A 20,743-nucleotide genomic window follows, 5' to 3' on the forward strand; every position below is an offset into this window, starting at 1 on the left:
CACGCATCCATGAATCGCACTGCCTTCTTCACCGACGAACGCACTTTCTGGCATACCGGCGGCACGCACGCGCTGTTCTTCCCGGTCGGCGGCTGGGTCCAGCCGCCGTCGAGCGCGGGCTACGCGGAATCGCCCGATTCGAAGCGCCGCTTCCTGTCGCTCGTGCAGGCGTCGGGCCTGGCCGCACAGCTCGACCTGCGCGGCGCCGAGCCCGCGACGACCGCCGACTTGCTGCGCATCCATCCGGCGCATTACCTCGACGCGTTCCGCGCGCTGAGCGACGCGAACGGCGGCGATCTCGGCGATCTCGCGCCGTTCGGCAAGGGCAGCTACGAGATCGCCGCGCTGTCGGCCGGTCTCGCGATCGCGGCGGTCGAGGCGGTCGTCGGCGAGCGCGCGGCGAATGCGTTCGCGCTGTCGCGGCCGCCCGGCCATCACTGCCTGCGCGACCGCCCGATGGGCTTCTGCATGCTCGCGAACATCCCGATCGCGATCGAGGCCGCGCGCGCGAAGCACGGCATCGAGCGCGTCGCGGTGATCGACTGGGACGTGCATCACGGCAACGGCACGCAGTCGATCTACTACGACGATCCCGATACGCTGACGATCTCGCTGCACCAGGACCGCTGCTTCCCGCCCGGCTACAGCGGCGCGGACGATCGCGGCGAAGGCGCGGGCATCGGCGCGAACCTGAACGTGCCGCTGCTCGCGGGCAGCGGCGACGATGCGTATCGCTATGCGTTCGAGCGGATCGTCCTGCCGGCGCTCGCGCGTTTTCGCCCCGAGCTGATCGTCATCGCGAGCGGCCTCGATGCGAGCGCGGTCGATCCGCTCGCGCGCATGCAGCTGCATACCGACAGCTACCGGTTCATGACCCGCGCGGTGAAGGACGCCGCGCAGCGCCATTGCGGCGGGCGGCTCGTGATCGTTCACGAAGGCGGCTATTCGGAGGCGTACGTACCGTTCTGCGGGCTCGCGATCGTCGAGGAACTGGCCGGCATTCGCACCGAGGTCGCCGATCCGATGCTCGACCTCGCGATCGCGCAGCAGCCGGGCGAGCGGTTCGTCGCGTTCCAGCGCGCCCTGCTCGACGAACTGGCCGCGTCTTTCGGGTTGTAACGCGCGAACGGACGTGACGGGGCCGGCTGGCGCCGGCCCTTGCGCGATCGGTGCGGATGGGGTTTCCTGTGTCTTTACCCCTGTTCCGGCACGAGGCCGCACTCTTCCGATGAAATCGTCCCCGCGCGACAACAACGACAACGCCAAAACGCGCCGCCAGCCGTCGAAGCTGGCCCTGAACATCGCCGCCGTGACGGTTGGCCTCATCACGTTCGCGATCGGTGCGGCGTGGGTGATCTATAGCTGGGTCGTCGACCGGGAAGCGCAGTATTTCGCGATTCCGCTGGTGTTCTCGGTGCCGGTGATCGTGGCCGTCGCGATACGCAGCTTCTGGGAATAGGTCCGGCGGAAACGGCGAAGCGTCGCGGGCGGGCGACGTGCGGCGCTTGATTGTCGAACGACGCAGCGCGCACCTACGAGCCATTTGCAGGCCGGCATGCGTTCACGGATTGTTGCATGCTGCCCCTCGATACCACACTGAGTGCAGACACAGCCAGCACCGTACCAACCGATTTCAGCACGGACTCCGCGGAAGGAGGCTCACCGCCCACGATCCGCCACCCCGCAGAAGTCGAAGTGGAAACAGTGCAGTCCAGCGGCTTCCTGACGGTCGCCTCGGGTCTTGCGCTCCACGCCACGTTGTCGGCAGGCGTGGCCGCGACCGCCGGCATGGCCAGCATCAGCGCGAGAACGCCGATCGACGTACGTACGGTGTTGGTCATCGACGGCCCCCGTTGAACAGCCAGCGTGTGGAAACATTACGCCATGTTACCCGTCGCCGATTTACCGTGCCTGCGCGAACGGCATCATCCCGGCTGAGGGCCATCAACAAAAAAGCGCTGCGGTCAGCCGACCGGCAGCGCTTTTTCGCGAACGGCCCGTGACGGGGCGCGTTCGACTTCTGGTGCGTGAGGCCGGACTCGAACCGGCACACCCTTGCGGGCGTCAGGACCTAAACCTGGTGCGTCTACCAATTTCGCCACTCACGCGCATTTCCGTCGCCTGATCGCGCGGGACGCAAGATGCGTGCTCCACGCGCCCGGCGCTTGCCCGGGACTTCACGCCGGCCCGAAAACCGGCATGCCCGATCAGGCGAGCGCGAGATTCTACCCGATCCGTTCGGCGTTGTCTCGCCCCGTCGGCGCCCGTCGTGCCGCGGTGCTAGAATGCCGCGCTCGACGTTTCGGCAGCGCGCCGCCGCGCGTCCCCCGAACCCGCCCCACCCGATTTCGCCCGTGAACTTCGACGACTACTGTCAGCAAAAGGCCGCCCCCGCCGGCTCCAGCGTCTACTACGCGCTGCGCCAGGCGCCGCTCGCCACGCAACCGCGCCTGACCGCGCTGTTCGCGCTGCGCCGCGAACTCGAGGAAACCGTCAAGGAAACCAGCGATCCGACCGTCGGGCACACGAAGCTCGCGTGGTGGCACAAGGAACTCGCGGCACTCGTCGACGGGCAGCCGTCGCACCCGGTCACGAAGGCGCTCGCGCAGCATCACCCGGCGATCGCCGCCGAGGCCGATGCATTGCGCACGCTCGTCAACGGTTACGGGATGGACCTCGAACAGGCACGCTACCTCGATTTCGCGAACCTGCAGCGCTATATCGCGCAGGTCGGCGGCACGTTCGCGTCGCTGGTTGCGCGCGCCAGTTCGCCGAACCCGGCCGACCCGCAACCGTGGGCCGCGGACGTCGGCCGCGCGCTGATGCTCGCGCAATTCGTGCAGGAGCTCGGCAACGACGCGCGCCACGGCCGCATCTATTTGCCGATCGACGAACTCCAGCGCTACAACGTGACCGCGGCCGATCTGCTGAATCGCCGCTACAGCCCGGCCTTCACCGAATTGCTGCAATTCCAGACGACCCGCGCGCGCGAAGCGCTCGCGGCCGCCGATGCGGCGATTCCCGCCGCCGAACGTCGCGCGCAGCGCACACTGCGCGCGCAGCTCGCGCTGGCCGGCGCGCTGCTCGACGAAATCGCGCGCGACGGCTACCAGGTGCTGCACCAGCGCATTGCGCTGACGCCGATCCGCAAGCTGTGGATCGCGTGGCGCGCGGCGCGCCGTCGCTAAGCCGCGCGCATCACGCCTTCAGCAGCGGCAGCGTGTCGAAACGCTGCTGCAGCACGCGCGTCGCATCGAGCCCCCACCAGGGCCCAAGCACGGTCGCGTAAAGCTGGCGGAAATCGACGGCCACCGGCAGGTTGCCGTTGCCGTCGAGCCGCCCGAGCGCCGGCGGTGCGCCGTACAGACCGCCCGCCACGCGGCCGCCCATCACGAAATGCGGCGCGGCCGTGCCATGATCGGTGCCGTTGCTCTGGTTCTCGCGCACGCGCCGCCCGAATTCCGCATATGTCATCACGAGCGTCTCGTTCCAGCGCCCGAGTTCGATCAATGCCGCGCGCATCGCGCCCATCCCTTCCGCGAACTGCTTGAGCAGCGCGGCGTGCTGCCCCGGCTGATTCTGGTGCGTGTCGAAGCCGTTGAGCGTCAGGCGCAGCACCGCGACACCGTCCTGCGCGCCGGGCCCCGACGCTTCGCACGCGGCCAGCACCTGCATCGCGGTCTTGACCGACGTGCCGAACGCGCCGGCCGGAAAGGCCGTCCTGAATTCGCGCATCCCGCCGCGCGGACGCAGCCGGTCGGCCGCCTTCACGATGTCGTTCTCGACGTCGATGATGTGCGCGAGCGCCGGGTTCTGCTCGCGCAGCGACAACGGTTCGGCGAGCCGGGCCGCACGGATGAACTGCGCGGGATTGACGAGCGCGATCGCGCGCGCGCCGTTCGACAGCGGCCCCATCTCGGCGCTGCCGAGCACGACGCCGTCCGCCGCGAAACCGGGTGGCACGGGCGCCTGCGCGAACGTGCGCGTGAGCCAGCCTTCGTGCAGGTACTGATCCGAGCGCGACGCGGTGTCCCAGATCTCGATGGAACGAAAATGCGACAGGTTCGGCTGCGGATAGCCGACACCCTGCACGACCGCGACCTGACCGTCCCGCCACAGCGGCATCAGCGGCGCGAGCGACGGGTGCAGCCCCGTCTGCGCGTCGAGCTGCAGCACCTGGTCTCGCTTGATGCCGATGCTGCGCCGGAGCGGGTAATACAGCGGATCGGCATACGGCACCACCGTGTTGAGGCCGTCGTTGCCGCCCTTCAGCTCGACGAGGATCAGCACGTTCGCATACCCGGTAGCGGGCTTGCGCCCAGCCTGCGTCGCGGCAGCCGCCATCGCGGGCGCTTGCCACATCGACACGCCGGCAGCCGCCGCGGCGCCTGCGAGCGTCAGAAAATCACGTCGGTTCATCGCACATCCTTTGGTTCGCCGCCCGGCGTCCTTGCCGCGGCGGCTGCCCGCTTCGTCGTCGTTTGCATCATTTCAGTTGATAGGCCGGATCCATCAGCAGCGCCTCGAGATACGCGCTGCCGGTCGAATCGGTGTCGATCGCCGCGACCGGCGAAAGCTGCAGCACCGCATGCTGCAGCTGCAGTTCGGTCGACAATCCCGCGATCGCCTGCGGCCGTGCACGATACTGGGCGAGCCAGCGTTCGAGGTCGAAACGCAGGCCGCCGCGCGCCGGCTTCGCCGGCATGCCGCGCAGGTCGCCGACGGACGCCGTGTCGACCACCGGCATCGCCTGCGCACGCGCGTTCGGCGGCGGCGCGATCGCACGGGCCGGCGGCCGCATGCCGACCGTCTCGGTCGCGCGGAACAACTGCTCGACGAACTGCTTGCGCGACAGCAGCGTGGTGCTGTTGATCCACAGCGCGCCGCCCGGCCAGCCCTTCACGTTCGGCGGATAGAACAGGTTCTGCCCGAGCGTGCGCACGGTGTCCGCGAGCCTCTGCGGATCGCCGTACGCGATGTCGAACAGCCGCACCGAGCCGACGACGAACTCCGCTGGCGACTTGACGAGCACGCCGCGGTTGCGCGGATCCCAGAACGCGTCGGTCGACCACAGCGCGGCAAGCGCCGCGCGAATGTCGTAGCCGCTCGCGCGAAACCGCTCGGCGACCGCATCGAGCGTGCCCGGCTCCGGCGTATCGGACACGAACTCGCGCCACAGCTTGCCGACGATAAAGCGCGCGGTGCCCGGCCGCTTCAGCAGGATGTCGAGAAAACCGTCGCCGTCGAACGGCCCGGTTTCGCCGAGAATCGTCTTGTCGCCGGCATCGTGCCAGTCGGGCCGCACCGCGAAGCGCAGCGTATCGGGATCGACCGTCCAGCCCGTCATCGCGCGCGCGGCTTCCGTCACGTCGTATTGCGTGTAGTGCCCTTCGCCGAGCGTGAACAGCTCCATCACCTCGCGCGCGAAATTCTCGTTCGGCCGCCCCTTGCGATTGCTCGCGCCGTCGAGATACTGCAGCATCGCCGGATCTTTCGCGACCGCATGCAGCAGCGTGCCGAAGTTGCCGAGCGCCTCGCGGCGAAACAGCGCGTTCTGCGCGGCCATCGTCTGCGGGTAAGGCACCTTGTCCTGTCCGGACGTGAAATGTCCATGCCAGAACAGCGTCATGCGTTCGGTCAGCGGCGACGGCGTCGCGACCATCTCGTTGACCCAGGCCGCCCGCAACGCGTCGTAGCGGCGATTGCGCTCGCGTTGCTCGTCGCGCCGCATGTCGGGCGTCAGCGCCTGGCGCTGCGCGCGCGTCGGCGGCGGCTCGGCGAGCCAGTCGGGCCATGTCGTGACGGGCTCGTGTCGCGCATTGCCGAGCGTGTCGGCCACGACCTGCGCGCGCGTCATGCCGACGATGCGCGCGACCTCGGCGGGCGCGGGAGAGAAACCGGTGCGGCTCAAGAAAAACAGCGCGTCGTCGGCATCGACCGGCGACTGCATGGCAGGCGACGGCGCCGGTGCGGCAGCGTTCGCTTTCATCGTCATGGACTCCGGGAACGCACCGGCGGTGCGGATGCCCGTACAACGGCATTCGGCAGCGGAAAGTTGACGGAAAAAGTGCTACGAATTCTTTCCGCGCGGACATTTCCGCGCAAGGAGAACGACGGCACGCCTCAGCGCTTGTACAGCTCGCGAACGGCGTCTTCGATGTGCTGGCGCAACAGGTGTCGCTCTTCGGGCGTCATGTGCCCGTCGCGGCGGCGCTGTTCGAGATCGGGAGGCACGGCGGAACGGACCGTCATATCGGCGGCGCGATCGGGTTGCGGCGCTTTGCCGCGCGGCAGCTTGCGCGACGATGCGCCCTGCTCGGGGCGCTGCGCATACGCGAAGTTCGACGCATACGGACCGGCAAGCGCGATCGTCAGCATCAGTGCAATCCGGGCAGATCGCATGACCGTCCTCGCTTCTTTGGTCGATTTGTTCCCTTCGTCACGCGGCAACCGGTTACCTCTGGTACTTGAAAAACCCTGCGGAATTCGGGTGTGCAAAGATGAAAGATGGAGTGCAGGGGAGTATCTACCGAATTTCGGCTTCGAGTAAAGGAATCTCTATAGCCTGCCTTTACTCGGCGCGACACTACGGGTAAATTTTGTAACCGACTGTAACGCACGAAAATCCCCGGCCGTGCGTCAATTCCCATTCGCGATAAGATGCCGATCATGGAAACGAAAAACCCCTCCAAGATTCTCGTCGTCGACGACGACCCTCGCCTGCGCGATCTGCTGCGCCGCTATCTCGGCGAACAGGGTTTCAACGTCTACGTCGCGGAAAACGCAACGGCGATGAACAAGCTCTGGGTACGCGAGCGCTTCGACCTGCTCGTGCTCGACCTGATGCTGCCGGGCGAAGACGGCCTGTCGATCTGCCGCCGGCTGCGCGGCAGCAACGACCGCACGCCGATCATCATGCTCACCGCGAAGGGCGAAGACGTCGATCGCATCGTCGGCCTCGAGATGGGCGCCGACGATTACCTGCCGAAGCCGTTCAATCCGCGCGAACTGGTCGCGCGCATTCACGCGGTGCTGCGCCGCCAGGCGCCGGCCGAACTGCCGGGCGCGCCGTCGGAAACCACCGAGGTGTTCGAGTTCGGCGAATTCTCGCTGAACCTCGCCACGCGCACGCTGACGAAGTCCGGCCAGGAAATTCCGCTGACGACCGGCGAATTCTCGGTGCTGAAGGTGTTCGCGCGTCATCCGCGCCAGCCGCTGTCGCGTGAAAAGCTGATGGAACTCGCGCGCGGCCGCGAATACGAAGTGTTCGACCGCAGCCTCGACGTGCAAATCTCGCGCCTGCGCAAGCTGATCGAACCGGATCCGGGCAGCCCGCGCTTCATCCAGACCGTCTGGGGCCTCGGCTACGTGTTCATCCCCGACGGCGCCGCCTGAGCTTTTTCCTTCCCGGTTTCGCCCCGCCCACGGCCCGTCCCATGCGTATCGACCGGCGCCTTTTGCAGCTCGCGTTCGGCGGGCTGTTCTGGCGCACCTTCCTGCTGATCGCGCTGCTGATCTCGGTCAGTCTCGCCGCGTGGTTCCAGAGCTTTCGCGTGATCGAGCGCGAGCCGCGTGCGCAGCGCGTCGCGCTCCAGCTCGTCGCGGTCGTGAAGCTCACGCGCACCGCCCTGCTCTATTCCGATCCCGACTTGCGGCGCGCGCTGCTGCAGGATCTCGAGAGCAACGAGGGCGTGCGCGTGTACCCGCGCGAGAAAACCGACAAGTTCAAGCTGCAGCCCGACGAATCGCTGAACCGCCTGATCGAACACGACATCCGCAGCCGCCTCGGCGACGATACCGTGATCGCGCAGTCGGTCAACGACATTCCCGGCGTGTGGATCAGCTTCAAGATCGACGACGACGATTACTGGGTCGCGCTCGACCGCGACCAGCTCGACAACGTCACGGGCCTGCAGTGGGCCGGCTGGGGGCTGTTCGCGCTCGCGCTGTCGCTGTTCGGCTCCGCGTTCATCACAAGCCTCGTGAACCGGCCGTTCTCGCGGCTCGCGCTCGCCGCGCGCCAGGTCGGTTCGGGCCAGGCGCCCGAGCCGCTGCCCGAGCGCGGGATGGGCGTCGCGGCCGACACCAACCGCAGCTTCAACCAGATGGTGCGCGACCTCGAACAGCTCGAGGCCGATCGCGCGCTGATGCTCGCGGGCATCTCGCACGACCTGCGCACGCCGCTCGCGCGGCTGCGGCTCGAAACCGAGATGAGCCCGTCCGACCAGGCGACCAAGGACGCGATGGTCGACGACATCGAACAGATGGACCGCATCATCGCGGCCTTCATCGACTACGCGCGCCCGTCGCAGCGCAAGCCCGAGCCCGTCGACCTGTCGTCGGTCGCGCACGAAGTCGCCGCACGCGTGTCGGGCGAGGACGGCGTCGAGATCCGCACGCGACTCGCGCCGAGCGCGATCATCGAAGCCGACGAGACCGACATGCGGCGCGTGATCGGCAACCTCGTCGAGAACGCGCGCAAGTACGGCCAGAGCAAGCAGGACGGCATTTCTCGCATCACGCTCGAGACGCGCGTGTCGCATGCGCGCGTCGAGCTGTCGGTGAGCGACGAGGGCCCCGGCATCCCCGAGGATCAGCTGCCGCTCGTGATGCGGCCGTTCTACCGCGTCGACACCGCGCGCACCAAGGCGGACGGCACGGGCCTCGGGATGGCGATCGTGCTGCGCCTCGTCGGCCGCTATCGCGGCGCGCTGCGCCTGCGCAACCGCCACCCGGAAGCCGGCCTCGAAGTCACGCTGGAATTCCCGGGCGCCGGCAAGGCGCGTGCGACCGCGTGACACGCCCGCGCACGCATCTTGCGCGTCACACTATCGACCCGGTTGACAAAAGCTATGAGGGTCGTTAGTCAAAATCTATTGAAGCGACTTACTAATAGTGTTATAGTTTTCCCCATGCTGTCACATCATCGTTGCAGCACCGAGGTAGCTTGACTCAGTCTTCTTCCCAACTCACACAGGAGTATCCGCATGAAAACCGTGGGCGATAAACTCGAAGCTTTCACCGTCGTAGCCGCGAAGCCGGGCTTCAATAATCACGAGGAAAACGGCCAGTCGGCGTTCGAGACCGTCACCGAAGCGTCGTTCCCGGGCAAGTGGAAGATCATCTACTTCTATCCGAAGGATTTCACGTTCGTGTGCCCGACGGAAATCGTCGAATTCGCGAAGCTCACGAAGCAGTTCGAAGAGCGCGACGCCGTCCTGCTCGGCGGCAGCTCGGACAACGAATTCGTCAAGCTCGCATGGCGCCGTGAACACAAGGACCTCGACAAGCTGAACCATTACTCGTTCGGCGACGTCAAGGGCGAACTGATCGACCAGCTCGGCGTGCGCGACAAGGAAGCAGGCGTGGCCCTGCGTGCAACGTTCATCGTCGATCCGGACAACACGATCCAGCACGTGTCGGTGAACAACCTGAACGTCGGCCGCAGCCCGGAAGAAGTCCTGCGCATTCTGGACGGCCTGCAAACGGACGAACTGTGCCCGTGCAACCGCGCAGTCGGCGGCGCAACGCTGTAAGCGTAGCAATGCACGAAGCCCGCGGCGCACGTCCTGCCTGCGGGCTTTTTTAACGGCCAACCCATAGGAGATATCAATGGAATTCATCGACTCGATTAAGGCACGTATCCCCGACTACGCGAAAGACATTCGCCTGAACCTCGACGGCACGATCTCGCGCTCGTCGCTCGAAGGCACCGACGCGGTCGGCGTGGCGCTGGCGGCGGCCATCGCGGCGAAGAGCACGGTGCTCGTGAAGACGATCCGCGAAGCCGGCGTGCTGTCGCCCGAAGAGACGAACGCCGTGCTGACGGCGGCCGCGCTGATGGGGATGAACAACACCTGGTATCCGTATGTCGAGATGGCCGACGACGCCGACCTGAAGACGCAGCGCGCCGAATTGCGGATGGGCGCGTATGCGACGCACGGCGGCGTCGACAAGCGCAAGTTCGAGATGTACGCGCTCGCCGCGTCGATCGTCGGCAAGTGCCACTTCTGCGTGAAGTCGCACTATGCGCTGCTGAAGAACGAGCAAGGGATGACGGTCACGCAACTGCGCGACGTCGGCCGCATCGCGTCGGTGATCAACGCCGCCGCGCAGGTGATCGCCGCCGAAGGCGAATAAGCGGTTGCACGGGGCGCGGCCGTGAGCCGCGCCCGCTCCAAACGAAAATGCCACGCATTCGCGTGGCATTTTTCATTTCGGCGGCGCGACGTGCGGCGCGAACCCCACGCCGCTACGGCCGGACGTCAGCCGCCCTGCTTGATCAGCAGCGCAGCCGCCTGCGCTTCGATCCCCTCGCCGCGGCCCAGATAACCGAGCTTCTCGTTGGTCTTCGCCTTCACGTTCACGCGATCGAGCGGCAGCCCGAGGTCGGCGGCGATGTTCGCGCGCATCCCGTCGATATGCGGCGCGAGCTTCGGCGCCTGCGCGATCACGGTGCTGTCGACGTTCTGGATCGTGAAGCCGGCCGCCTTCACGCGCTCGGCGCACGCGCGCAGCAGCACGCGGCTGTCCGCACCCTTGAACGCCGCGTCGGCGTCGGAGAAATGGCGGCCGATGTCGCCGAGCGCCGCCGCGCCGAACAGCGCGTCGGTGATCGCGTGCAGCAGCACGTCCGCATCCGAGTGGCCGAGCAGGCCGCGCTCGTACGGAATCGTCACGCCGCCGATGATGAGGGGGCGCCCTTCGACGAGCTGGTGCACGTCGTAGCCTTGTCCGATTCTGAAATCCATGCGTAATCCGGTTTTAGATGGGGTGAAAGTCAGGAAGCGTTCGCGGGGCGCGCGAGGATCGCCTCCGCAAGCGCGAAATCTTCCGGGTACGTGACCTTGAAGTTGCGCAGGCTGCCCTGCACGACGCGCGGCGTGTGGCCGGCCCATTCGATCGCGCTGGCCTCGTCGGTCAGGTCGTGCCCTTCGCGCTGCGCCTGCAGGATCGCGTCGCGCAGCATGCCGATGCGGAACATCTGCGGCGTCTGCGCCTGCCACAGCGCGTCGCGCGACTCGGTGCGCGCGATCGCGTCGCCGCCGGCCGGCACGCGCTTGAGCGTATCGGCCACCGGCAGCGCGACGATCCCGCCGACCGGGTCGTCCTTCAGCGTCGCGACCAGTGTGCGGATCAGCGCCGGCGTGATGCCCGGGCGCGCGGCGTCGTGCACGAGCACCCAGTCGTGGTCGGTCGCGCCGAATTCGGCCAGCTCCATCAACCCGTTCAGCACCGACGCCTGCCGCGAGCCGCCGCCGCAGCGGCGCACCGCGAAGCGCAGGCCCGCGAAGCGGCGCGCGTCGAAATGGGAATCGTCGGGCGCGAGCACGACGAGCGTCTGCGCGAATTCGCTGCATGCGTCGAACGCGGCGAGCGTGTAGTGCAGCAGCGCGCGGCCGGCCAGCGTGCGGTATTGCTTCGGCACGGCCGAACCGGAACGGCTGCCCGTGCCGGCGCAAGGAATCAGGGCGAAAAGTCGGGGAGTCACGAAGGGAAACGCCGGAAAGATGAAATCGAGAAGCGGATTTTATAATAGGTCTTTCGTCTCGACCGGCGCACCGCGCTGCGCCCGTGCACGCCACCCCTGTCGTCCCTATGCCAGATAACGCTTCCACCCCGTTCGCTTCACCCGTTGCCCGCGTCAAGCCCGGCCAGCGTTTCGCCTTCGACGGCGCGCACGGCTCCGCCGACGCGCTCGCCATCGCCCGTTATCTCGCCGACAACCGCCAGGACGTGCCGCTCCTCGCGGTAATCTGCGCGAACGCGGTCGACGCGCAGCGGCTGTCGCAGGAAATCCGCTATTTCTCGCCCGACGCGCGCGTGCGCCTGCTGCCCGACTGGGAAACGCTGCCGTACGACACGTTCTCGCCGCACCAGGACCTCGTGTCCGAGCGGCTGGCCACGCTGCACGACCTGGGCGAGGGCCGCTGCGACATCCTGCTCGTGCCCGCGACCACCGCGCTGTACCGGATGCCGCCCGCATCGTTCATGGCCGCTTACACGTTCGCGTTCGCGCAGGGCGAGCGGCTCGACGAGGCGAAGCTGAAGGCGCAGCTCACGCTGGCCGGCTACGAGCACGTGAGCCAGGTCGTGCGGCCGGGCGAATACTGCGTGCGCGGCTCGCTGATCGACCTGTACCCGATGGGCTCGCCGCTGCCGTACCGGATCGACCTGTTCGACGATCAGGTCGATTCGATCCGCGCGTTCGATCCCGACACGCAGCGCAGCCTGTATCCGGTGCGCGACGTGCGCCTGCTGCCCGGCCGCGAGTTCCCGTTCGACGAAGCCGCGCGCACGGCCTTCCGCAGCCGCTGGCGCGAAACCTTCGAAGGCGACCCGAGCCGCGCGCCGATCTACAAGGACATCGGCAACGGCGTGCCGTCGGCCGGTATCGAGTATTACCTGCCGCTGTTCTTCGACGAGACGGCCACGCTGTTCCACTACCTGCCGCAGGACGCGCACCTCGTGTTCACCGGCGATCTCGAAGCGTCGATCCGCCGCTTCACGGCCGATACGAAGCAGCGCCATGCGTTCCTCGCGCACGATCGCGAGCGGCCGATCCTCGAGCCGCAGCGGCTGTTCCTGTCCGACGAGGATTTCTTCGCGTTCGCGAAGCCGTTCGCACGCGTCGTGCTGCCCGCGCAGCCGGCCGGCGGCTGGGCGACCGCGCTGCCCGAACTGACCGTCGACCGCCATGCGGACGATCCGCTCGCATCGCTGCGCACGTTCGTCGAATCGTCGGGCAAGCGCGTGCTGCTGACGGTCGAATCGGCCGGGCGCCGCGAGACGATCCTGCAACTGCTGGCCGAACACCACCTGCGCCCCGCGTCGAACGACGACTTCGCGGGCTGGCTCGCGAGCGACGAACGCTTCGCGCTCGGCGTCGCGCCGCTCGCGAACGGCTTCGCGGTGCCGGGCGAAGGCTATGCGATCGTCACCGAGACCGAGCTGTACGGCGCGCTCGGGCGCCGCGCGGGCCGCCGCCGGCAGGAACAGGCGAGCAACGTCGACGCGATGGTGCGCGACCTGTCGGAGCTGAAGGTCGGCGACCCGGTCGTCCACGCGCAGCACGGCATCGGCCGCTACATGGGCCTCGTGTCGATGGATCTCGGCGAAGGCGAAACCGAATTCCTGCATCTCGAATACTCGGGCGACAGCAAGCTCTACGTGCCCGTCGCGCAACTGCACGTGATCTCGCGCTACAGCGGCGCCGATCCCGACAGCGCGCCGCTGCACGCGCTCGGCTCCGGCCAGTGGGAGCGCGCGAAACGCAAGGCCGCGCAACAGATCCGCGATACGGCCGCCGAGCTGCTGAACCTGTACGCACGCCGCGCGGCGCGCGAAGGCCACGCTTTCTCCCTCGACCCGCGCGACTACGTGAAATTCGCGGAAAGCTTCGGCTTCGAGGAAACGCCCGACCAGGCCGCGGCGATCGCGGCCGTGATCGGCGACATGACGAGCGGCAAGCCGATGGACCGCCTCGTGTGCGGCGACGTCGGCTTCGGCAAGACCGAGGTCGCGCTGCGCGCGGCGTTCATCGCGGTGCTCGGCGGCAAGCAGGTCGCGCTGCTGTCGCCGACCACGCTGCTCGCCGAGCAGCACACGCAGACCTTCGCCGACCGCTTCGCGGACTGGCCGGTGCGCATCGTCGAGCTGTCGCGCTTCAAGACCGCGAAGGAAGTGAATGCGGCGATCGCGCAGATCAACGAAGGCAGCGTCGACATCGTGATCGGCACGCACAAGCTGCTGTCGTCGGACGTGCAGTTCAAGCGCCTCGGCCTCGTGATCATCGACGAGGAACACCGCTTCGGCGTGCGCCAGAAGGAAGCGCTGAAGGCGCTGCGCGCGGAAGTCGACGTGCTGACGCTCACTGCGACGCCGATCCCGCGTACGCTCGGGATGGCGCTCGAAGGGCTGCGCGATTTCTCGGTGATCGCGACCGCGCCGCAGAAGCGGCTCGCGATCAAGACCTTCGTGCGCCGCGAGGAGGAAAGCGTGATCCGCGAGGCGATGCTGCGCGAGCTGAAGCGCGGCGGCCAGGTGTACTTCCTGCACAACGAGGTCGAGACGATCGAGAACCGCAAGGCGATGCTCGAGGCGCTCGTGCCAGAGGCACGCATCGTGATCGCGCACGGCCAGATGCACGAGCGCGAGCTCGAACGCGTGATGCGCGATTTCGTCGCGCAGCGCGCGAACGTGCTGCTGTGCACGACCATCATCGAGACCGGCATCGACGTGCCGAGCGCGAACACGATCATCATGCACCGCGCGGACAAGTTCGGCCTCGCGCAGCTTCACCAGTTGCGCGGCCGCGTCGGCCGCTCGCACCACCAGGCCTATGCGTACCTGCTGGTCCACGATCCGCAGTCGCTGACCAAGCAGGCGCAGCGCCGGCTGGAAGCGATTCAGCAGATGGAGGAACTGGGCTCGGGCTTCTATCTCGCGATGCACGACCTCGAGATCCGCGGCACCGGCGAGGTGCTCGGCGACAAGCAGTCGGGCGAAATCCACGAGATCGGCTTCCAGCTCTATACGGACATGCTGAACGACGCGGTGAAGGCGCTGAAGAACGGCAAGGAGCCCGACCTCACCGCCCCGCTCGCCGCGACGACCGAAATCAACCTGCATGCACCCGCGATCCTGCCGGCCGACTACTGCGCGGACGTGCAGGAACGGCTGTCGCTGTACAAGCGGCTCGCGAACTGCGAGCACGGCGACGCGATCGACGGCATCCAGGAGGAGCTGATCGACCGCTTCGGCAAGCTGCCGCCGCAGGCGCACGCGCTCGTCGAGACGCACCGGCTGCGGATCGCCGCGAAACCGCTCGGCATCGTGAAGATCGACGCGAGCGAGGTCGCGATCGGCCTGCAGTTCGAGCCGAATCCGCCGATCGACCCGATGCGGATCATCGAGATGGTGCAGAAGCATCGCCACATCAAGCTCGCGGGCCAGGACAAGCTGCGCATCGAGACGCGCTCGCCCGACCTCGCGATCCGCGTATCGACGATCAAGGAAACGCTGCGCGCACTCGGCCCGAAACAGGGCGCGGCCGTCGCGGCCCGGTGACGCAATCCTGACGGGCGCGACGTTGCTGCACCGCACCGCGCCCGGCGAAGGCGGGCCGGCGCGTTTTTGAGTATGATTTCCCATTCATCAGACGGAGTTTTGCCATGTCCACTCTCGACACGACGGCGCCGTCCGCCGCCACCGAAGGCGACGCATCGCTCGTCAGCCTGCCCTGGGTCAAGCAGCTCGTGTCGATGGACACGACGAGCCGCGTGCCGAACCTCGGCCTGATCGAAACGGTACGCGACGCGCTCGCCGCAAAGGGCATCGCGTCGACGATCACGCACGATCCGCGCGAGGGCTGGGCGAACCTGTTTGCCACCGTGCCCGCGCACGACGGTTCGACCAACGGCGGCATCGTGCTGTCTGGCCACACCGACGTCGTGCCGGTCGACGGCCAGCAATGGGACAGCAACCCGTTCGCGCCGGAAATCCGCGAGGGCCGCCTGTACGGCCGCGGCACCTGCGACATGAAGGGCTTCATCGGCGCGGCGCTCGCGCTGCTGCCCGAGATGCAGGCGACCAAGCTTGCGAAGCCGATCCATTTCGCGCTGTCCTACGACGAGGAGATCGGCTGCGCGGGCGCGCCGCTGATGATCGCCGATCTCGTGAAGCGCGGCGTGCAGCCGTCGGGCTGCATCGTCGGCGAGCCGACCAGCATGCGGCCGATCATCGCGCACAAGGGCATCAACGCGTACCGCTGCTGCGTGCGCGGCCATGCCGCGCATTCGTCGCTGACGCCGAAGGGACTCAACGCGATCGAGTATGCGGCGCGGCTCATCTGCCACATCCGCGACATCGCCGAGCGCTTTCGCGCCGAAGGCCCGTTCGACGAACTGTACGACGTGCCGTTCACGACCGCGCAGACGAGTACGATCCAGGGCGGCAACGCGATCAACACGGTGCCGGCCGAGTGCCGCTTCGACTTCGAATTCCGCAACCTGCCGACGCTCGATCCCGAGCAGATCTTCACGCGCATCGAAGCGTATGCGCAGGAAACGCTGCTGCCGCAGATGCTGCGCGAGCACCCGAACGCCGCGATCGAATTCTCGAAGATCGCCGCGGCGCCCGGCCTCGACGCGACCGAACAGGCGGCGATCACGCAGCTCGTGCGCGCGCTGACGGCCGACCAGGACAAGCGCAAGGTCGCGTACGGCACCGAGGCCGGGCTGTTCGCCCGCGCGGGCATCCCGAGCGTCGTGTGCGGGCCCGGCAACATCGAGCAGGCGCACAAGCCGAACGAATATGTCGAGCTCGCGCAGCTCGCCGGCTGCGAGCAGTTCCTGCGCAAGTTCATCCGCAGCATGTCGGTCGACGCGCACTGACTGCCTCCCGCCACGCCGGCCCGCGTGTGCGGGCCGGCCCACTCCGCCACCCGCCACGTCATGTCGACTGAACAACAGGGCACAGCCCATACGACGATCGACGGCGAGCCGATTCCGACGCTCGACGAAATCGCCGCCCAGCATTTCGCGTTGTCGCCGTGGGTCGCGCGCACGCCCGTGTTCGAGCGCGCCGACCTGCCTTCGCTCGAAGGCACGCACGTCAACTTCAAGTTCGAGCTGCTGCAGGCAAGCGGCAGCTTCAAGGCGCGCGGCGCGTTCACGCACCTGCTCGCGCTCGACGAAGCCCGCAAGAACGCCGGCGTCACCTGCGTGTCGGCCGGCAATCATGCGGCGGCCGTCGCGTATGCGGCAATGCGGCTCGGCAGCAGCGCGAAGGTCGTGATGTTCCATACCGCGAGCCCGACACGCATCGCGCAGTGCAAGCAGTACCGCGCGGAGGTCGTGCTGGCCGGCAGCGCGTCGCAGGCGTTCGATCTCGTGCGGCGCATCGAGGCCGAGGAAGGCCGCTTCTTCATTCATCCGTTCAACGGCTATCACACGATCCTCGGCACCGCGACGCTCGGGTACGAATGGGCGACGCAGACGCCGGACCTCGACGCGGTGATCGTGCCGATCGGCGGCGGCGGGCTCGCGGCCGGCATGGCGACCGCGCTGCGGCTCGCGAACCCGCGCGTGCACGTGTACGGCGTGGAGCCGGAAGGCGCCGACGCGATGAGCCGCAGCTTCGCGGCCAATCACACGATCAAGATGAGCGCGATGCAGACCATCGCCGATTCGCTGATGGCGCCGCACACCGAGGAATACAGCTATCAGCTGTGCCGGCGCCACCTCGATCGCATCGTCACCGTCTCCGACGACGCGCTGCGCGCCGCGATGCTGTTCCTGTTCTCGCACCTGAAACTGTCGGTCGAGCCGGCCTGCGCGGCCGCGCTCGCCGCGCTGCTCGGCCCGCTGCGCGAAACGCTGCAGGGCAAACGCGTCGGCGTGCTGCTGTCGGGCACGAACACCGACCCCGCCACGCTCGGCATGCATCTCGCGCACGCGCAACTGCAGCACTGATCGCGCATCGCGCGTGTGCGGACCCTAGGGTTATCCCCAGATTATGTTGACAGCCCTGTTGATAACCCGCCGGACCCGCACGCAAGTGGTTGAGCGCGCAGCGTTTTGCGCGCGCGAAGGTCGATCGTCACGAAATGGGCAAATGCGGCGGGTAGCCGCATGCGCGACGGCGCTCGCGCTGCTCGCCGGGTGTGCGGCACCGCCCTCGTCCCCCTCCAGCACGCAACCGGCGGCCTGCACGCACCCGGGCGAAAGCCGCATGCTGCAGGCCGACCTGCTGTTCGGGCGCGACATCGCCGGGCGCGGCCCCGTCACCGATGCCGAACGCGCGGCATTCCTCGCCGATACGGTCACGCCGCGCTTCCCCGACGGCCTCACCTACTGGGACACGCACGGCCAGTGGCGCGACCGCTCGACCGGCGCGATCACGCGTGAAGACAGCTTCGTGATCCGTATCATCGCCGACGATACGCGCGACACGCGCACACGACTCGCCGCGATCCGGCAAGCGTACGTCGAGCGATTTCACCAGCAATCGGTCGGCATGACCGTCGTGCCGGCCTGCGCGTCGTTCTGATTCGCCGTCTTCCGCTGCCGGCCGCACGCAAAAAAACGGGCGCCCGAAGGCGCCCGTCGCATGGCTGAAGAACAGCGTACCGCTTACTTGCTCTCGAACATGTCCATGATCTGCTGCTTCTCCTGCGGCGTGACGGGCGGCGGCGCCAGCCCGGCCGCGCCGGCCGAACCGAGTGCGTCGTTCGCGCTGATCGCGTTCTCGGCCGGGTTGATGTCGACGTTCGCGACGAAGCCATTGCCCGGCGTGCGATCCGCGTAGTACAGCTCGCCGTCGATCGTCGTCAGGCCGTCCGGCATCGGCATCTGCTGCTCGGGCACGCCGTTCAGCGCGGTACGCATATAGTTCACCCAGATCGGCAACGCGAGTTGCGCGCCGAATTCGCGACTGCCGAGGCTCTTCGGCTGGTCGAAGCCCATCCACGCGACCGCGACGAGCGATTGCTGATAGCCGGCGAACCAGCCGTCCTTCGCGTCGTTCGTGGTACCCGTCTTGCCCTGCAGGTCGTTGCGGCCCAGCGCATTGGTGCCCGCGCCCGTGCCGCCCGTCGCGACCGAATGCAGCAGGCTGTTCATCACGTACGCGTTGCGGCCTTCGATCGTGCGCGGCGCGGTGCCGCCCGCGACCACCGGTTGCGACTTCTGCAGCGGCTGGCCGCGTGCGTCGTCGACTTCGGCGATCAGGTACGGATCGACCTTGTAACCGCCGTTCGCGAACACCGCGTAGCCGGTCGCAAGCTGCAGCGGCGTCACGAGGCCCGCGCCGAGCGCCATCGGCAGGTACGGCGGCGTCTTCGCCGGATCGAAGCCGAAGCGCTGCGTCACGTACTGCTGCGCATACTGCGTGCCGATCGACGCGAGGATCCGGATCGACACCAGGTTCTTCGAACGCTGCAGACCGGTGCGCATCGTCATCGGGCCGTCCGGCTGGTCGTCGTCCTTCGGCTCCCATGCGGTGCCGCCCGGCACGCTCGGCGGGAAGTACAGCGGCGCGTCGTTGATCATCGTCGCCGGCCCGAGCCCCTTGTCGAGCGACGCCGAGTAGATGAACGGCTTGAACGACGAACCCGGCTGCCGCCACGCCTGCGTCACGTGGTTGAACTTGCTCTTGTTGAAGTCGAAGCCGCCGACGAGCGAGCGGATCGCGCCGTCCTGCGGCGCGATCGCGACGAGCGCACCTTCGACCTGCGGCAGCTGCACGACCTGCCAGCCCGTCTTGCCGTCCTTCAGCACGCGCACGACCGAGCCCGGCTTGATGCGCAGCGCGTTGTTCGCGCGGGCCCCGAGCGCGGCCGACACGAAGCGCAGGCCGGCCGGGCCGATCGTCGTGGTCGCGCCGCCGACGAACTGCACCTCGACCGCGTTCGGCGATGCCGACAGCACGACCGCCGATTGCAGGTCGCCGTTGTCCGGGTGGTCGGCGAGCGCGTCGTCGATCGCCTCGTCGCGCTCGTCGCCGGCCGCGGGCAGGTTGATCGACGCTTCGGGGCCGCGATAGCCGTGACGGCGCTCGTAGTCGAGAATGCCGCGACGCACGGCCTGATACGCGGCTTCCTGGTCGGCCGAGTTGATCGTCGTCGTGACGGTCAGCCCGCGCGTGTAGGTTTCGTCCTTGTATTGCTCGTACATCATCTGCCGCACCATCTCGGCGACGTACTCGCCGTGCACCGCGTACTGGTTGCCGGGCGTGCGCACGTGAATCTCTTCCTTGATCGCCTGGTCGTACTGCGGCTGGGTGATGTAGCCGATGTCGAGCATCCGCTTCAGGATGTATTCCTGACGCACCTTCGCGCGCTTCGGATTGACGACCGGGTTGTACGCGGACGGCGCCTTCGGCAGCCCCGCGAGCATCGCCGCTTCCGCGAGCGTGATGTCCTTCAGGTCCTTGCCGAAGTACACGCGCGCCGCGGCCGCGAAGCCGTACGAGCGCTGGCCGAGATAGATCTGGTTCATGTACAGCTCGAGAATCTGGTCCTTCGTCAGGGCCTTCTCGATCTTGTACGCGAGCAGCATCTCGTAGATCTTGCGCGTGTAGGTCTTCTCGCTCGACAGGAAGAAGTTGCGCGCGACCTGCATCGTGATCGTGCTCGCGCCCTGGCGCGCGCCGCCGTGCATCAGGTCGGCCACGCCCGCGCGCAGGATGCCGAGGAAATCGACGCCGCCGTGCTCGTAGAAGCGGTAGTCCTCGATCGCCAGCACGGCCTTCTTCATCACGTCGGGAATGTCCTGGAAGCGCACGAGGCTGCGGCGCTCCTCGCCGAACTCGCCGATCAGCACGTGGTCGGCGGTGAACACGCGCAACGGCACCTTCGGCTGGTAATGGGTCAGCGCATCGAGCGACGGCAGTTGCGGCGCCATCACGACCAGCGCATAGCCGACGATCAGCGCGCCGACGACCGCCAGTGTCGCGAACAGGCCGACGAACCACAGCGCGACGCGCGAGCCGAACGTGCGGCGGCGCCCTCCGCCACCGCCACTGCGCTGCTGCGCGCGGCGGCCGTCGTCGCGATCGTCGTCATCGGGGTAATAGGCTCCGGACGGCGAACGGCGCAGCGTGTAGTGGGGTTCGTTCCTGTCGGAAGAAGAAGGCGGTCGTTTGATAATTGGCATGTCGGAATGGCGGGCGGTCGTGGCGCCCTCGGACGCATGCGGAAATGCAAGCGGATGAATCAGAGTGGGTGCATCGAGATACGGCT

General features: G+C 67.6%; 18 protein-coding genes and 1 tRNA gene. 12 read left to right on the top strand and 7 right to left on the bottom strand.

Annotated elements, in window-relative coordinates; genetic code table 11:
* The first annotated feature begins 9 nt into the window (after window positions 1-9).
* The 3 genes from CFB81_RS09760 (at window position 10) to CFB81_RS36055 (ending at window position 1,857) form a co-directional block, all read left to right on the top strand.
* Window positions 10-1,119, top strand: a complete 1,110-nt coding sequence (locus CFB81_RS09760) for a class II histone deacetylase (RefSeq protein ID WP_069617766.1) — start codon at window positions 10-12, stop codon at window positions 1,117-1,119.
* Window positions 1,120-1,228: 109 nt separating this feature from the next.
* Entirely contained in the window at window positions 1,229-1,459 is a 231-nt protein-coding gene (locus CFB81_RS09765; protein WP_006487995.1) for a hypothetical protein, read from the top strand.
* Between the two features lie 116 nt (window positions 1,460-1,575).
* Entirely contained in the window at window positions 1,576-1,857 is a 282-nt protein-coding gene (locus tag CFB81_RS36055) for a hypothetical protein (RefSeq protein WP_179235928.1), read from the top strand.
* Window positions 1,858-2,021: 164 nt separating this feature from the next.
* Here the strand turns inward: CFB81_RS36055 and CFB81_RS09775 are convergent.
* Window positions 2,022-2,108: transfer RNA gene (locus CFB81_RS09775), tRNA-Leu, on the bottom strand.
* A 246-nt stretch (window positions 2,109-2,354) separates the two neighbouring features.
* Between CFB81_RS09775 and hpnD the strand changes: the two genes are divergently transcribed.
* Window positions 2,355-3,188, top strand: a complete 834-nt coding sequence (gene hpnD / locus CFB81_RS09780; protein ID WP_089435176.1) for a presqualene diphosphate synthase HpnD — start codon at window positions 2,355-2,357, stop codon at window positions 3,186-3,188.
* Between the two features lie 10 nt (window positions 3,189-3,198).
* Here the strand turns inward: hpnD and CFB81_RS09785 are convergent, their stop codons facing one another.
* The 3 genes from CFB81_RS09785 to CFB81_RS09795 form a co-directional block, all read right to left on the bottom strand.
* Window positions 3,199-4,419, bottom strand: coding sequence for a DUF1501 domain-containing protein (locus CFB81_RS09785; protein ID WP_089435177.1), 1,221 nt, complete (start codon window positions 4,417-4,419; stop codon window positions 3,199-3,201).
* Window positions 4,420-4,486: 67 nt separating this feature from the next.
* A complete protein-coding gene (locus CFB81_RS09790; RefSeq protein ID WP_089435363.1) occupies window positions 4,487-5,989 on the bottom strand; it encodes a DUF1800 family protein in 1,503 nt (500 codons plus the stop codon).
* Window positions 5,990-6,123: 134 nt separating this feature from the next.
* The gene (locus tag CFB81_RS09795) at window positions 6,124-6,402 is read right to left on the bottom strand and encodes a hypothetical protein (RefSeq protein ID WP_006478566.1); all 279 of its coding nucleotides are present in this window, start codon (window positions 6,400-6,402) and stop codon (window positions 6,124-6,126) included.
* Between the two features lie 258 nt (window positions 6,403-6,660).
* Here CFB81_RS09795 and ompR point away from each other — a divergent pair, with 258 nt between their 5' ends.
* The 4 genes from ompR to CFB81_RS09820 all read left to right on the top strand — a co-directional run bounded on the left by ompR (window position 6,661) and on the right by CFB81_RS09820 (window position 10,140).
* The gene (gene ompR, locus CFB81_RS09805; protein WP_006478565.1) at window positions 6,661-7,395 is read left to right on the top strand and encodes a two-component system response regulator OmpR; all 735 of its coding nucleotides are present in this window, start codon (window positions 6,661-6,663) and stop codon (window positions 7,393-7,395) included.
* Between the two features lie 41 nt (window positions 7,396-7,436).
* A complete protein-coding gene (locus CFB81_RS09810; protein WP_050013296.1) occupies window positions 7,437-8,798 on the top strand; it encodes an ATP-binding protein in 1,362 nt (453 codons plus the stop codon).
* Window positions 8,799-8,987: 189 nt separating this feature from the next.
* The gene (locus tag CFB81_RS09815) at window positions 8,988-9,536 is read left to right on the top strand and encodes a peroxiredoxin (RefSeq protein ID WP_006478563.1); all 549 of its coding nucleotides are present in this window, start codon (window positions 8,988-8,990) and stop codon (window positions 9,534-9,536) included.
* A gap of 76 nt (window positions 9,537-9,612) precedes the next feature.
* A complete protein-coding gene (locus tag CFB81_RS09820) occupies window positions 9,613-10,140 on the top strand; it encodes a carboxymuconolactone decarboxylase family protein (protein WP_006478562.1) in 528 nt (175 codons plus the stop codon).
* Window positions 10,141-10,265: 125 nt separating this feature from the next.
* On the opposite strand, the gene ispF is transcribed toward CFB81_RS09820, so the two are convergent.
* Together ispF and ispD are read right to left on the bottom strand one after the other, a co-directional pair.
* Window positions 10,266-10,751: a 2-C-methyl-D-erythritol 2,4-cyclodiphosphate synthase gene (gene ispF / locus CFB81_RS09825; protein WP_069617616.1), complete on the bottom strand. Its 486-nt coding sequence runs from the start codon at window positions 10,749-10,751 to the stop codon at window positions 10,266-10,268.
* A 29-nt stretch (window positions 10,752-10,780) separates the two neighbouring features.
* On the bottom strand, window positions 10,781-11,491 hold the full coding sequence (gene ispD, locus CFB81_RS09830; protein WP_069617617.1) for a 2-C-methyl-D-erythritol 4-phosphate cytidylyltransferase: 711 nt from the start codon (window positions 11,489-11,491) through the stop codon (window positions 10,781-10,783).
* 107 nt (window positions 11,492-11,598) lie between these two features.
* Here ispD and mfd point away from each other — a divergent pair, with 107 nt between their 5' ends.
* The 4 genes from mfd (at window position 11,599) to CFB81_RS09850 (ending at window position 18,051) form a co-directional block, all read left to right on the top strand.
* Window positions 11,599-15,069: a transcription-repair coupling factor gene (gene mfd / locus CFB81_RS09835; RefSeq protein WP_069617618.1), complete on the top strand. Its 3,471-nt coding sequence runs from the start codon at window positions 11,599-11,601 to the stop codon at window positions 15,067-15,069.
* Between the two features lie 104 nt (window positions 15,070-15,173).
* Window positions 15,174-16,394, top strand: coding sequence for an acetylornithine deacetylase (argE, locus tag CFB81_RS09840; RefSeq protein WP_089435178.1), 1,221 nt, complete (start codon window positions 15,174-15,176; stop codon window positions 16,392-16,394).
* Window positions 16,395-16,454: 60 nt separating this feature from the next.
* Window positions 16,455-17,474 carry a threonine/serine dehydratase gene (locus CFB81_RS09845; protein WP_089435179.1) on the top strand — a complete coding sequence of 340 codons (1,020 nt, stop codon included), beginning with the start codon at window positions 16,455-16,457 and terminating at the stop codon, window positions 17,472-17,474.
* Window positions 17,475-17,616: 142 nt separating this feature from the next.
* Window positions 17,617-18,051 carry a DUF3574 domain-containing protein gene (locus tag CFB81_RS09850; protein WP_069617621.1) on the top strand — a complete coding sequence of 145 codons (435 nt, stop codon included), beginning with the start codon at window positions 17,617-17,619 and terminating at the stop codon, window positions 18,049-18,051.
* Window positions 18,052-18,134: 83 nt separating this feature from the next.
* Here CFB81_RS09850 and CFB81_RS09855 read toward each other — a convergent pair whose 3' ends face one another.
* Window positions 18,135-20,657 (bottom strand): penicillin-binding protein 1A, encoded by a 2,523-nt coding sequence (locus tag CFB81_RS09855; protein ID WP_069617622.1) that lies wholly within the window; start codon window positions 20,655-20,657, stop codon window positions 18,135-18,137.
* Between the last annotated feature and the right edge of the window lie 86 nt (window positions 20,658-20,743).

This window comes from Burkholderia sp. AU28863 (assembly GCF_002223195.1).
GTDB lineage: Bacteria > Pseudomonadota > Gammaproteobacteria > Burkholderiales > Burkholderiaceae > Burkholderia > Burkholderia sola.